Source organism: Paenibacillus sp. JT31N7, from assembly GCF_059692095.1.
In genome coordinates this window covers 659,578-674,298 of the sequence record NZ_JCAUAT010000001.1, presented here as the reverse complement: position 1 = coordinate 674,298, position 14,721 = coordinate 659,578, and the positions used below count along the sequence as shown (strand labels likewise).

Below are 14,721 nucleotides of genomic sequence, written 5' to 3'. Positions count from 1 at the left end.
GGCGGTGGTTACACCACGGCGCAACGCGAAGCGTGAAACCACGTCATACACAGCAGGTAGCAGCTGAAGTTTCATCCGGAGAGCGGACATTGGGCAGTGTATATGCGGCATACGAACGCAAACAGGTGCAGGCTTTTTTAGCCTGCACCTGTTATTTTTTTTGTCCCGTGTCAGTAGCGGTCCATAATCAGCTGGGTTTTCAGCGAATCCTGCGCGAGGAACCAGCCCTTGCTCTGCAGCAGTGCGATCAGTTCATCGTGCTTCGCGGCAGCGGTTGACTCGCTCGTCGTCTTGAACGAAGCTTCGACTATGTATTCGGTGCCGGTTCCGGCAGCGTTCCGGATCGGCCACACTTCGATGTACAGCTTCAAGCCGTTCCAAGAGCCGATCGAGCGTTTGGCGAGCACCGGCCCGTAGTAACGGGAGCTTCCGAGCAGACTCGTGCCCCATCCGTCGCTGAGCCAATCATCGAACTTGTCCGGTGCGTTGCCGATCATCAGGCTGCGGGCGTCGCCGACAGACGGAAGATCCATGCCGCTGTATCCGGATTTGCTGGCATTTTTGCTCCGCGTGATGCTGAGGGTTTTGTTCTGGTACCCCCATTCGACTTGCGCTTCATAGTTCGTATCGCCGGAGTCGAATCCATCCTGGTTCGCCTTCGTAAGTGCGGCATTGATATCGTTGTTTGCGATCGGGTACCGCTTTTTGTAGCTCAGCTCGAATTTGCTCTCGCCTTCGCTTTTACGGATGCGTGTGCTCCAGCCGGCCGAGTAAATATCTTTGGCGTTCGTATCCAGGAAAGCCACATTCATTTTAGTGACGCTGGACGGCATGGCGAACGAATTCAGCACCTCGCTTTTCAGCTTGTTGTCCGAACCCAGAACGGCCGCCGGATTCATCAAAATCTTTACTTCGTAATCCGGTACCATGTTGCTTGCAGCGTGTGCGGGAGCGGACTGGATAACCGTTCCGGTCAACAGAGTCGTACCGACGGTCAGAACGAGCGCGGTGGTGCGTAGCAAACGTGTAAACATCCGATTTTCTCTCCTTTATTCTCCATTTGAATCGTTTTCTATTATTTAGCATAGTGAACGTCTGTTAGCTCATCGTCAAAAGAAGGTACGATTTATGTAAATACTGCCTTAGAAGGAAAAATAATTACGATTGGCGGAACATTTACAAGTTCAAAACCGTGTTTTTTGAAAGCGGCTTGTTATTTATATTCTTGGAAAAGGTGGATTAATCCAAATTAAGAAAAGAAATAAATTGTATTTGTTGAGAATTCGTTCCACTTGAAGATTGAAGGGAGAGAAGGAGATAAACATTTAACTCGGGCTTTTTGACGGGATTGGCGTGCAGTCAGGAGAGAAGCATGCGTGGAATAGCAAGGAATGTGAGAAAATTTCGGAAGCAGCTGTTGAAATTTGATGTAAGTCAAAAAAACAGGAGAAAAGGGGGCCGTTTTATGCGGTCTTTTTGTATAGCTTCATCTACACGGCGAAGCGAGTTCAATCGACAAGTGTGCGATCTTCAGCAATGACAAGTGTCACACAGAATGTTGTTATTTTGTAAAACTGGATAAATATAGACCTTATTATTAAATTAATACAAAATAGTTCAAAAATACCATGTTTACTCGGGGGACATCAGTTATAATTGGTAATTGATGGTGAATTATGCAATTTTATAAGACGAGGAAGCAAAGGGTGCTTCTACAAAGCTTTGAAACTACGGATCGTTTCGTTTCGAGCACATGATCTCTTATCGTACAACCCGGTTACCGGGTTGGTTTTGCCCATTTGCTAAAACGCCCGCGAAGGGGGGCCGCCTGTACTCATTATCTCTACCGGATATCATATGTCAAGTTTTGAGGGGATTTTCACCCGCCGACAATTAATTAGACGAGCCTGCCGAAGGCTGCCCTTCACTTTTTATCTAAGTTTTTCAAATAAGTTTTCAAAATTACGGAGTGTGGAATTAGATAACAGGGTTGCATACCTGAAAACGAATCTCTATAACAGGAGAGTGTCGATGTGAGTGAACATACTAACAAACGGTTTGCTTTAACTCAAGCGCAGCGAAGAATATGGAGTATGGAAATGATGTATCCGAATACATCGGTCGGAGTCATCGTGGGTACTTTGTTTATTCGCGGTCCCGTAAATACCGAAGCTTTGATGCAGGCGATTCATAAGCTAGTCCGGGACCATGATGCGTTCCGTATCCGGATCGCGTCTACCAATGCCGGCGAACCCGTCCAGTGGTTTGCGGAAGAATCCGACATCGAACCGCAGTGCGATTATGTGGAAATAGGCGATGAAGCCGAGGCCAAAAAATGGCTGGATCGGTTCAATCATACGCCATTGTCTATTTTTGACGATCAGTTGTACAAATTCTGTCTGCTAAATCTTAACAACGAAGAACATTGGTTTAACATTAAAATTCACCACAGTATAGCGGACGGCATCTCGTCACATCTTCTTAGCGCGACGATTATGGATAATTACGTGAAAATAATCGGTGGGCAGGAACCGGACGCTAAAGCTAGAGGTACTTATCAAGAATATATCTATGCCGAACAGGAATATGAACGTTCGGAACGCTTCCAGAAGGACAAAGCTTATTGGCTGGACAAGTTTGAGTCCTTTTCGGAAATTACACGAATGAAACCGAGTTCGCCTTACTCCGTGAGTACGGATGCCGACAGGGTCAGTGTGCCCTTCTCAGGCAGGCGCTACGAACAGCTGCAGCGTTTTAGCGAGGAGAGCAACATCAGTACCTTTACGGTGTTTTTGGCGGCTTTATACATATTGCTTCACAAGGTAACGGGAAATGAAGATATTACGGTCGGTACGATTTACGCGAACCGGACATCCAAGCAGGAGAAAGATACGCTGGGCATGTTCGTAAGTACGGTTGCGACCCGAATGCTGCTCGATCCGGATCAGCATGTATTGGCGTTTTTGCAGCATATCTCCAAAGAGCAGAAGGCGAATCTCCGCCATCAGAAGTATCCTTACAACCAGCTCATCCAGGATTTGAGAGAACGGAACAAACAGTGGGACGTTCCCGAACTGTTCCGGGTCGATATTGAATATTTGCCCGTCACCGTGACGAATTACGACGGCCTCAGCGTGGTCCGCAAGAGCAGTCATTCCGGACATGAAGTGGGCGATTTTGCCGTACACGTTGTAGATGCGCTGGACGACAAGGAGATCGATCTCAATATCGATTACCGCGTTCAATTGTTCGATGAGAGTGAGATTTTACGGATTGCGGAGCAGTTGTTTACGATTATTGACCAGATCGTCCTTAATCCGGGGCAGACAGTGCGCGAGCTGTCTATGCTGAGCGATGAGGAGAAGAATAAGATTTTAACGGAATTCAACCCGGTGGTCCCCGAGCTGCCGCCTGCTAAAACGTTCCACCGCTTGTTCGAGGAACAAGCCGCATTAAAACCGGATACGGCGGCAGTGGTGTACGAGAACAATCAGCTCACATACGGGGAACTTAACGAGCGGGCCAACCGTCTGGCGGGAACGCTGCGTGGTGCCGGGATAGGCAGAGAATCGGTCGTGGGTATTTTGGCCGACCGTTCGGTCGATCTGCTAGTCGGCGTCATGGCAGTATGGAAAGCGGGAGGCGCGTATGTACCGCTGGACCCGGATTACCCGTCCGATCGCATCCGCTATATGCTCGAGGACAGCGGGACTTCGGTGCTGCTGACGCAAACCGGACTGAAGGACAGGGCCGGAGCGTGGCAGGCAGAAGGAGGCGCGCTGCATACGATTCTTTGCCTGGACGACGAGAAGTCGTACGGCGAAGAAAGGGCGAACGCACCGGCCGGCTTCACGGACGAGGCCATTGCCGCCGGAGAAACCGGCCGTGTGCCGGCGGAGAGCAGGCCGGAGGACCTTGCTTACGTGATCTACACGTCCGGCACGACAGGACGGCCGAAAGGCGTCATGATCGAGCACCACAGCCTCGTGAACACGGCAGCCGCCTACCGCAGGGAATACGGGCTCGATCAATTTCCCGTACGCCTGCTGCAGCTGGCGAGTTTTTCTTTTGACGTGTTCGTCGGGGATATCGCCCGGACCCTCTATAACGGCGGCACCATGGTCATCTGCCCGAAAGACGACCGGATCGATCCGACACGCCTGCACGGCTGGATACAGAGCCGCCAGATTACCGTGTTCGAATCGACGCCGGCGCTAATCATACCGTTTATGGAACATGTGGCGCAGCAGGGGCTCGATATGAGCTCAATGAAACTGCTCATCACCAGTTCCGACAGCTGCAGCGTGGAAGATTATCGGCAGCTCCAGGAACGGTTCGGCTCGCAGTTCCGGATTATCAACAGCTACGGCGTGACGGAGGCGGCCATTGATTCGAGCTTCTACGACGAACCGCTCTCTAAGCTGCCGGAAGCCGGAAACGTGCCGATCGGCAAAGCCTGGCTAAATGCGAAATTTTATATCGTGGACGCTCAGTTGAACGCTGTCCCCGTCGGAATCCTGGGGGAGCTGTGCATCGGCGGACCGGGTGTCGCCCGGGGATACATGAACCGTCCGGAATTGACGGAAGAGAAATTTGCGGACAGTCCGTTCGACGCCGGGGAGCGCTTGTACCGTACGGGCGATCTGGCGCGCTGGATGGAAGACGGCAATGTGGACTTCATCGGGCGGATCGACTATCAGGTGAAGATCCGGGGGTACCGGATCGAGCTCGGCGAAATCGAAACGGCCATGCTGCGCTTTGACGGCATCCGCCAGGCGGTCGTGACCGACCGTACCGACGAACGGGGCCAGAAGTATTTGTGCGGCTACGCGGTGTCGGAATATGAAATCGATACCAGAGAATTGCACGCGTATCTGGAGCAGACGCTCCCTTCGCATATGGTGCCGGCTCGCGTGATGCGTCTGGACCGGCTGCCTCTTACGCCGAACGGCAAGGTGGACCGCAAGGCGCTGCCCGAGCCGGAAGGAAGCGTACAGGCGGAGGTCAAATACATCGCTCCCCGAACTCCGGCGGAGCAGGCGCTTGCCGCCGTCTGGCAGTCCGTGCTGGGCGTGGACAGAGTCGGTCTGTCGGACAATTTCTTCGGACTTGGCGGCGATTCGATTAAAGCGCTGCAAGTTTCTTCAAGGCTCCTTCAGGCCGGTTACAAGCTGGTCATGCGTGATCTTTTCCACTATCCGACGATAGCGGCCCTAAGTCCGCAGCTTCAGACGGCCGGCAGAACGGCCAGCCAGGAAGAAGTAACGGGAGCCGTGACACTCACGCCGATTCAGCGCTGGTTTTTCGGACAAAATCCGGCCGACCCGCACCACAGCAATCAGGCCTTCATGCAGTACCGTAGGGAAGGCTTCGATGAGACGGCGCTGCGGAAAACTATCGCAAAGCTGGTCGAGCATCATGACGCACTGCGTACGGTTTACCGCAAAACCGGTACCGGTTATGAAGCATGGAACCGGGGAACGGACGAAGAACTGTTCGGCCTGGAAGTAGCGGATTTTACGGGTCTCGCAAACTGTGCGGCAGCCGTTGAAGCAAAGGCGAGCGAAATTCAGGGAAGTATCGACCTTGAAAAGGGACCTCTAGTCAAGCTGGGTCTGTTCCGCTGCGCGGATGGCGATCATCTGCTCATGGCCATCCACCATCTTGTTGTCGACGGTGTATCCTGGCGTATCTTGTTTGAAGATTTTGCGGCCGGCTACGAACAAGCTCTCAGCGGACAAGCGATTTCGCTTCCGCATAAAACGGATTCGTTCCAGACATGGGCCGGGCAGTTGTCCCGCTATGCGGATAGCACAGCGCTTGAATCCGAGCGGGCTTATTGGAGGCAGATCGGCCAGATCGAACATACACCGCTGCCCAAAGATTTGGGCCAGGAGAAGTCACGGCTCAAAGACAGCGATGTCGTGACCGTTAGATGGTCGGAAGGTGAGACAGGGCAGCTTTTGAAGCAGGCGCACGGCGCTTACAATACGGAGATGAACGATCTCCTGCTTACCGCGCTCGGTATGGCCGTTCAAGCCTGGACCGGACAGAGCCGGGTGCTCGTGAATCTTGAAGGCCACGGCCGGGAAGACATCCTGCCGGATGTGGATATCACACGTACCGTCGGGTGGTTCACCAGTCAATTTCCGGTCGTGCTGGAGAGCGGTCGTGATCGGACGGTTTCGCAGCACATCAAGCAGACCAAAGAAGGTCTCCGGCGTATTCCCAACAAGGGAATCGGCTATGGCATTCTAAGGTATTTGTCGGAAGGGCGGAAAGGCGATCTTTTCGGTTCCGATCCGGAAATCAGCTTTAACTATCTGGGACAGTTCGATCAGGATTATCAGAGCAGCGGCCTGGAACCTTCCCCGTTCTCAACCGGGAACGATGTCAGCGGAAATGCGGCGATGGATTTCGCGCTGGACATGAACGGTATGGTCACCGATGGCGCGCTTGAGCTTACCATCCGTTACGGAACGACACAGTTCCGCCGGGAGACAATTGAACGGCTGGGAAGCCTGCTGGAAAGAAGCTTGCGGGAAGTAATTGCGCACTGCTTGTCCAAGGATCTGTCTGAGCTGACACCGAGCGATGTTCTGCTGCCTGAGCTGTCCGTGGAAGAGCTGGAGCAGTTGACGGCACGCACCGCCCGCATCGGCGAGCTGGAAAATGTGTACACGCTGACTCCGATGCAGAAGGGCATGCTGTTCCACAGCCTGCTGGACGCCGATTCGGAAGCCTATTTCGAGCAAGTGACTTTCGACCTTCAGGGCAGCCTCGATGCCGAGGCTTTTGCGAAAGGGCTGGATGTGCTGATTCAACGGCATGAAGCGCTTCGGACCAATTTTATAAGCGGATGGAAAGATGAACCGGTTCAGATCGTGTTCCGTCAGCGGAAGGGCGAAATTTATTGCGAAGATATAAGCGGACTCGACAAGACGGATCGGGAGCAAGCACTCGCTGAACTGGCAAACGCCGATAAAGCCCGGAAATTTGATTTGGCGCAAGACTCGCTTATGCGGGTGACTCTTGTGCGGACCGATGAACAAAGCTGGCATCTTATCTGGAGTCATCATCATATCCTGATGGACGGCTGGTGCATGTCCTTCATGATCAAGGAAGTGTTTGAAAGCTATTTCGCGTTTTTGGATCAAAGAAAACCGGAACTTCCTCCCGTCACCCCGTTTGCCCGTTATATCGAATGGCTGGAGAAACAGGATCGGAATGCGGCAGCGGACTATTGGGGCGGTTATTTGAACGGCTACGACCAGCATACGAAGCTTCCTCAGGAAAAAGCGCAGCGTAAGCCGGGAAGTTTTAACGCGGTCGAACTGGATTTCGAATTCAGCCGGGAACTGAGCGAGCGGATCGAACGCGTGTCCAGGCAAAACCAGGTAACGCTAAGCACGTTCGTCCAAACTCTCTGGGGTCTCGTTTTGCAGGTGTATAACAACAGTCCGGATGTTGTATTCGGCTGCGTCGTTTCGGGCCGTCCGGCAGATATCGCCGGTGTGGAAAGCATGATCGGCCTGTTTATCAATACGATTCCGGTCCGGGTGCGGAGCGAAGCGGGAGAATCCGTGGCGGATGTTATGCGAAAAACCCAAGAGCAAGCATTGGCTTCGGGTGCGTACGATACGTTCCCGCTTTATGAAATCCAGGCGCTCAGCGAGCAAAAACGCGATCTCATCAGCCATATCATGGTATTCGAAAACTATCCGATGGAAGAGCGGATCGAAGAGCTTGTCGGAGGCAATGGAGCTTTGGCCATTTCCAACATTCAGGCTCCGGAGCAAACGAATTACGATTTCGATATAACCGTTATTCCGGGCGAGCGGATCGTGATCCGGTTCACCTATAACGCGGACACGTTCAGCGAGGAGGATATCCGGGGGATTCACGGTCATTTCTCCCGGGCGGTCGAGCAGGCTGCGGCCGATCCGAACATCCGCGTCGAACAGTTGGAGCTGCTTACCCAATCGGAAAAAGAGCAGCTGCTTGAAGCATTCAACCCGGCTATGTCCGAGCTTCCGGAAGTGCAGACGTTCCATCGGCTGTTCGAGGAACAGGTATCCCGCACTCCCGATGCGGCAGCCGTTGTCTACGAAGACACGCAGCTGTCCTACCGGGAGCTCAACGAACGGGCGAACCGGCTGGCCGGAACACTGCGCGCCGGAGGTGTCGGCAGAGAATCCATCGTCGGCATTCTAGCCGAGCGATCGGTGGAGCTGCTCGTCGGCGTGATCGCCGTATGGAAAGCGGGAGGCGCGTACGTGCCGCTTGACCCGGATTATCCGGCCGACCGCATCCGTTTTATGCTCGAAGACAGCGGGGCAACCGTGTTGTTGACGCAGGCTTCTTTGAGAGAGGGCGCCAAGGCTTGGCTGGAAGCGGAAGAGACGGCGCTGCGCACGATCCTTTGCCTGGACGACGAAAAGTCGTACAGCGGGGACGGTGAGAATGCGGTCATCGGGGGCGTCTTGGAAGGCAGCGTATTCGGGGATGCGAATGAAAGCGCAGAGCGTGCCGGAATGTATGCCGGTCAAGAAGCTGGCGCTGCAATCGGCCATACGAATGACAGCGCAGCGTCTGGCAGCTTGTCCACATCGGGCACAGCGGACGGTGTCCCGGTCGAGACGCAGCCGCACGATCTGGCTTACGTGATCTACACGTCCGGCACGACGGGACGGCCGAAAGGCGTCATGATCGAGCACCGCAGCCTCGTGAACACGGCGGCCGCCTACCGCCGGGAATACCGGCTGGACCGATTCCCGGTCCGCTTGCTCCAGCTCGCGAGCTTCTCCTTCGACGTGTTCGTCGGAGATATCGCGCGGACGCTGTACAACGGCGGCACGATGGTCATCGTGCCGAAAGACGACCGGATCGACCCGGCCCGCCTGCACGGCTGGATCCGGGAGAAGCAGATTACCGTGTTCGAATCGACTCCTGCGCTCATCGTGCCGTTTATGCAGCACGTTGCGCAGCACGAGCTTGAGATGAGCTCGATGGAGCTGCTTATCACCAGCTCCGACAGCTGCAGCGTAGGGGATTACCGTGTGCTGCAGGAACGATTCGGCTCGCAGTTCCGGATTATCAACAGCTACGGCGTCACGGAAGCGGCGATTGATTCGAGCTTCTACGACGAGCCGCTTGCGAAGCTCCCGGAGACGGGCAGCGTACCGGTCGGCAAAGCATGGCTGAACGCAAAGTTCTACATCGTGGACGCGCACCTGAACCCGGTGCCGGTAGGCGTCCTGGGCGAGCTGTGCATCGGCGGCCCGGGCGTGGCCCGGGGGTACTTGAACCGTCCCGATCTGACGGAAGAGAAGTTTGTGGACAGCCCGTTCGCCCCGGGTGAACGGCTGTACCGCACGGGCGACTTGGCCCGGTGGACGGCAGACGGGAACGTGGACTTTATCGGGCGGATCGACCACCAGGCGAAAATCCGGGGCTACCGGATCGAAACCGGCGAGGTCGAGTCGCAGCTGCTCCAGGCGGACGGTGTCCGCGAAGCGGTCGTGATCGTCGGCGAAGACGGCAGCGGCCAGAAAGCGCTGTGCGCCTACTACACGGCCGAAGGCGAGCTTGCCGCCGGCAGTCTGCGAAGCGCACTGGCACAAGAACTGCCGGGTTACATGATCCCGTCGTATTTCATCCGGCTGGAGCGGATTCCGCTGACGCCGAACGGGAAAGTCGACCGCAAGGCGCTGCCTGCACCGGAAGCGGGCGCAGACGGCGGCGCGGACTATATCGCGCCAAGGACACCGCTGGAAGCGAAGCTGGCCGCCATCTGGCAGGACGTACTCGGACTTCAGAAGGAAATCGGAATCCGCGATAACTTCTTCGACCTCGGCGGACATTCCCTGCGGGCGACGACGCTTGTCGGCAAAGTGTACAAAGAACTGAACGTGGATCTGCCGCTGCGGGATATATTCAGCCATTCGACGGTTGAAGAAATGGCAGAGGCAATCGCCGGTATGGAACGGCAGGAGCATGTTTCCATCCCTGCCGTTGAAAAAAGAGAGTTCTATCCGCTGTCGTCCGCTCAGAAACGGTTGTACATCCTTAATCAGCTTGAGGGAGCGGAACTGAGCTACAACATGCCGGGTACGCTGGTGCTCGAAGGAAGGCTGGACCGGAACCGGTTCGAGGGAGCATTCCGTAAGCTGATTCAGCGCCACGAAACACTGCGCACGGGCTTCGAAATGACTAACGGGGAAGCGGTGCAGCGGGTATATCCGGATGTGGACTTCTCCGTGGAACATGTCGGGGCAAGCGAGGAAGAAGCGGCAGAAGTTGTGCGGAATTTCATTCGTCCGTTCGATCTCTCGAAACCGCCTTTGATTCGGGTCGGCTTGGTTGAACTGGCGGTCGAGCGGCATATCTTGATGTTCGATATGCATCATATCGTCTCCGACGGAGTTTCAATGGACGTGCTGGTGGAAGAGTTCGTCCGCCTATACAGCGGAGAAGAGTTGGAACCACTGCGCATTCAGTACAAGGACTACGCCGTCTGGCAGCAGTCGGAAGCGCAGAAGGAACAGCTGCAGCGTCAGGAAGCTTACTGGCTCGATGTCTTCCGGGGTGAACTGCCGGTGCTCGAGCTGCCGACGGATTATGCCCGGCCTGCCTTGCAGAGCTACGAAGGACGGACGCTCCAGTTTTTCATGGATGCGCAGAAGAGTGAAAGCTTAAAGCGGCTGGCGGCGGAAACGGGCACAACCTTATATATGGTTCTGCTTGCGGCCTATACCGTTATGCTGCATAAATATACAGGTCAGGAAGACCTGATCGTAGGCACGCCGATTGCCGGAAGGACACACGGCGACGTGCAGCCGCTCATCGGAATGTTCGTCAATACGCTGGCAATCCGCAATTACCCCGCCGCAGAGAAAACGTTCCTGTCCTACTTGCAGGAGGTCAAGGAAACGACTCTGGGCGCATACGAGCATCAGAATTACCCGTTCGAAGAACTGGTAGAGAAGGTGCATGTTGCCCGGGATTTAAGCCGCAACCCGCTTTTCGACACGATGTTCACGCTGCAAAATACGGAAAACAAGGAGCTTCGGCTTCCGGGCCTCCAATTGGCTCCTTATGCGAGCGAAGAAATCGTGTCCAAGTTTGACCTTAGTCTGGATGTGACGGAAGTCTCCGGCGGCCTGGACTACTTATTTGAATATGCAACCTCTTTATATAAAAAAGAAACGGTAGAACGAATGGCAAAGCATTTCGAACAGCTTCTTAATGCCGTTGCGAAGAGCCCGGAGGCCACAATCGCCGAGCTGGATCTAGTGACTGCCTCCGAAAAAGAGCAGCTGCTCGAAGCGTTCAACCCGGCTATGTCCGAGCTTCCGCAGGTGCAGACGTTCCACCGGCTGTTCGAGGAGCAGACATCCCGCACTCCCGAGGCGGCAGCCGTTGTCTACGAAGACACGCAGCTGTCCTACCGGGAGCTCAACGAGCGGGCGAACCGGCTTGCCGAAACGCTCCGCGCTGGAGGAGTCGGCAGAGAATCCATCGTCGGCATTCTAGCCGAGCGATCGGTGGAGCTGCTCGTCGGCGTGATCGCCGTATGGAAAGCGGGAGGCGCGTACGTGCCGCTTGACCCGGATTATCCGGCCGACCGCATTCGTTTTATGCTCGAAGACAGCGGGGCAACCGTGTTGTTGACGCAGATTGCTTTGAGAGAGGGCGCCGAGGCTTGGCTGGAAGCGGAAGAGACTGCGCTGCGAACGATCCTTTGCCTGGACGACGAGAAGTCGTACAGCGGGGGCGGAGAGAACGCGCTTGTCGGAAGCAAGGCTGACGACAGTCAGACTATCGGCGATGCGGACGACACCGCAGAGCGTGCCCGGGTGTATGCCGGTCAAGAAGCTGGCGCTGCAATCGGCCATACGAATGACAGCGCAGCGTCCGGCAGCTTGTCCACATCGGGCACACCGGACGGTGTCCCAGCCGAAACCCGGCCGCACGATCTCGCCTACGTGATCTACACGTCCGGCACGACGGGACGGCCGAAAGGCGTCATGATCGAGCACCGCAGCCTCGTGAACACGGCGGCCGCCTACCGCCGGGAATACCGGCTGGACCGATTCCCGGTCCGCTTGCTCCAGCTCGCGAGCTTCTCCTTCGACGTGTTCGTCGGAGATATCGCGCGGACGCTGTACAACGGCGGCACGATGGTCATCGTGCCGAAAGACGACCGGATCGACCCGGCCCGCCTTCACGGCTGGATTCAAGATAAACAGATTACCGTGTTCGAATCGACACCGGCGCTCATCGTGCCGTTTATGCAGCACGTTGCGCAGCACGAGCTTGAGATGAGCTCGATGGAGCTGCTTATTACCAGCTCCGACAGCTGCAGCGTAGGGGATTACCGCGTGCTGCAGGAGCGCTTCGGCTCGCAGTTCCGGATCATCAACAGCTACGGCGTCACGGAAGCGGCGATTGATTCGAGCTTCTACGACGAGCCGCTGGATAGGCTCCCGGAGACGGGCAGCGTACCGGTCGGCAAAGCATGGCTGAACGCGAGGTTCTACATCGTGGACGCGCACCTGAACCCGGTGCCGGTAGGCGTCCTGGGCGAGCTGTGCATCGGCGGACCGGGCGTGGCCCGGGGGTACTTGAACCGTCCGGATCTGACGGAAGAGAAGTTCGTGGACAGCCCGTTCGTCCCGGGCGAACGCCTGTACCGCACGGGTGACTTGGCCCGGTGGACGGCAGACGGGAACGTGGACTTTATCGGGCGGATCGACCACCAGGCGAAAATCCGGGGCTACCGGATCGAAACCGGCGAGGTCGAGTCGCAGCTGCTCCAGGCGGACGGCGTCCGCGAAGCGGTCGTCATCGTCGGCGAAGACGGCAGCGGCCAGAAAGCGCTGTGCGCCTACTACACGGCGGAAGGCGAGCTGGCCGCCGGCAGTCTGCGAAGCGCTCTGGCACAAGAGCTGCCGGGCTACATGATCCCGTCGTATTTCATTCGGCTGGAGCGGATTCCGCTGACGCCGAACGGGAAAGTCGACCGCAAGGCGCTGCCTGCACCGGAAGCGGGAGCAGACGGCGGCGCGGACTATATCGCGCCAAGGACACCGCTGGAAGCGAAGCTGGCCGCCATCTGGCAGGACGTGCTCGGACTTCAGAAGAAAATCGGAATCCGCGATAACTTCTTCGACCTCGGCGGACATTCCCTGCGGGCGACGACGCTTGTCAGCAAAGTGCATAAGGAACTTAACGTCGATCTGCCGTTAAGAGACGTTTTCCGTCATTCGACTGTCGAAGAAATGGCTCAAACCATAGCCGGATTGGAACACCGGGAGCATACCGCCATTCCCGCGCTTGAAAAACGCGCTCATTACCCGCTGTCTTCCGTACAGAAAAGGCTGTACATCCAGCATCAGATGGAAGGTGCGGAGCTGAGCTACAACATGTCGGGTCTCATGGTCCTCAAAGGGGAACTGGACCGTGAACGCTTTGAAGCTGCGCTTCACGGGTTGATCGGCCGCCACGAAATTTTGCGTACGGCATTCGAGATGGTAAACGGCGAACCTGCGCAGGTTATTTACCTGGAAGTGGATTTTGCCCTGGAGTACCGGCAAGCGGACGAAGAAGGAGCCCGGGAGATTGCCGCACGGTTTGTCCGCGTCTTTGATCTGGAGCACCCGCCGCTGCTGCGAGTCGGCCTGATTGGACTGGAACGTGACCGGCATATTCTGATGTTCGACATTCACCATCTTGTTTCCGACGGCGTGTCCACCGGCATTTTAATCGACGATCTTCTCCGTATGTACAATGGCGAAAAACTCCAGCCGCTGCGGATTCAATACAAGGATTTCGCTTCGTGGCAGCAGTCCGAAGCACAGAGCGAGCGGCTGAAAAAACAGGAAGCGTACTGGCTGGACGTACTGAACGGCGAACTGCCACAGCTGGAACTGCCGACCGATTTCGCTAGACCGGCCGTGCGGAGCTACGAGGGAGATGTACTGGATTTTGCCATCGACAGGCGGCAAAGCGAGACCTTGCAGCAAATCGCGGACGATAACGGCACGACCTTGTATATGGTTCTCCTCGCCGCCTACACCGTTCTGCTGCACAAGTATTCCGGACAGGAAGATATCATTGTGGGCACGCCGGTTTCAGGCAGAACTCATGCGGATACGGAGCCTTTGATCGGGATGTTCGTGAACACGCTGGCGATCCGGAATTACCCGTCCGGCGAGAAAATGTTCCTTTCTTACTTGGAGGAAATCAAAGAAACGATGCTGGGGGCCTACGAAAACCAGGATTACCCGTTTGAGGAGCTTGTGGAAAAAGTACAGGCGGCAAGGGACCTAAGCCGTCATCCGATTTTTGACTCGGTGTTTGTGATGGAGACCAGAGAAGACCGGATCAGCCGCTTCGGAGACTTAACCGTGGAGCCTTATTTCGAGGCCCAGACGGTCGCCCAATTTGATTTGACCTTGGAAGTTACGCATGAGGAAGAAGGCATGAGCGGTCATTTTGAATATGCGACTAAGCTGTTTAGCCGGAACATGATCGACAATTTTGCCGAAGACTTTCTGACCATCCTCTCCAAAATTTGCGAGCAGCCTCATGTACTGCTGAAGGATCTTTCTTTAAACGGTTCTTCGGAACAGGAAGAGGACTTGCTGGAAGCCATTGATATTGTTTTCTAAAGCTTTGCCCGGCGGATGTGCGTGCGGCACATTCCGGTACGCAATC

General features: G+C 55.7%; 2 protein-coding genes. One reads left to right on the top strand and one right to left on the bottom strand.

The features are described 5' to 3' along the window. Positions 1-170: 170 nt before the first annotated feature. Positions 171-1,034, bottom strand: a complete 864-nt coding sequence (locus AC58P5_RS02870; RefSeq protein ID WP_497384451.1) for a hypothetical protein — start codon at positions 1,032-1,034, stop codon at positions 171-173. Positions 1,035-2,033: 999 nt separating this feature from the next. Here AC58P5_RS02870 and AC58P5_RS02865 point away from each other — a divergent pair. Further along, positions 2,034-14,675: an amino acid adenylation domain-containing protein gene (locus tag AC58P5_RS02865; protein ID WP_497384450.1), complete on the top strand. Its 12,642-nt coding sequence runs from the start codon at positions 2,034-2,036 to the stop codon at positions 14,673-14,675. Positions 14,676-14,721 lie beyond the last annotated feature (46 nt).